The sequence below is a fragment of the Citrobacter sp. TBCS-15 genome (genome assembly GCF_005280815.1).
Lineage (GTDB): Bacteria > Pseudomonadota > Gammaproteobacteria > Enterobacterales > Enterobacteriaceae > Citrobacter > Citrobacter werkmanii.
Genome location: NZ_SZWK01000127.1, coordinates 1 through 839, shown reverse-complemented (window position 1 = coordinate 839; position 839 = coordinate 1). Strand labels below are relative to the sequence as shown.

The 839-nt window shown below is 32.2% G+C and carries 2 protein-coding genes; one reads left to right on the top strand and one right to left on the bottom strand.

What is annotated here, in order from left to right; all coding sequences use genetic code 11:
• Positions 1-123: 123 nt before the first annotated feature.
• A complete protein-coding gene (locus FDW96_RS11820; RefSeq protein WP_036851101.1) occupies positions 124-312 on the bottom strand; it encodes a hypothetical protein in 189 nt (62 codons plus the stop codon).
• A 370-nt stretch (positions 313-682) separates the two neighbouring features.
• On the opposite strand from FDW96_RS11820, the gene FDW96_RS25520 reads away from it, so the two are divergent.
• The gene (locus FDW96_RS25520; RefSeq protein ID WP_015979565.1) at positions 683-811 is read left to right on the top strand and encodes a hypothetical protein; all 129 of its coding nucleotides are present in this window, start codon (positions 683-685) and stop codon (positions 809-811) included.
• Positions 812-839: the final 28 nt, after the last annotated feature.

Genomic DNA, 839 nt, shown 5'->3' with positions numbered 1-839 from the left:
CTTACTGATACCATACTTTACAAACAGGACACACAATGCACTTACTTTCTGCCACTTCTAGTCAAATTGCGGTTAAGCGTAAAACAAAAGCCACTAAGGTGGCAATTATTTTTTTAATATAATTTATTTATTTTTCCCTAAATCAAAATGTATTGCTGGCTGACTATTCCATAGTTCTAATGTTTCCTTGTCTACTTCTGGTTGATTCATGTATTCTCTGTTCATTCTAGCTCTTGTATTAACTACTTTAATTTTAATACGTTTCTTGTATTCCTGTTGTCGTAAGTACATCAGATATTTATCTCTAGCCATAGTTACCTCCTATAAATAGTATAACACAAAATGCCTACAAAGTCAATCATAGCTTACATAACAGAGGATAAACCAAACCTGAAAAGTGCATTTGATATAATATATATATCAAGTTGAGAGAGGAAAGCAAATGACAGAGGAACAGCTACTATTTAAGCAAGAGACATTGTCAGAAGTTGACTTTAACGAGTTCTTACTTAACGCTGTTGAATGTGNCATCAGATATTTATCTCTAGCCATAGTTACCTCCTATAAATAGTATAACACAAAATGCCTACAAAGTCAATCATAGCTTACATAACAGAGGATAAACCAAACCTGAAAAGTGCATTTGATATAATATATATATCAAGTTGAGAGAGGAAAGCAAATGACAGAGGAACAGCTACTATTTAAGCAAGAGACATTGTCAGAAGTTGACTTTAACGAGTTCTTACTTAACGCTGTTGAATGTGGTTTGATTAATCTTGATACAGCTTTAATTTTTAAGGGAGAATAAAGAAATGAATAAAGAGCATATTTTAGCA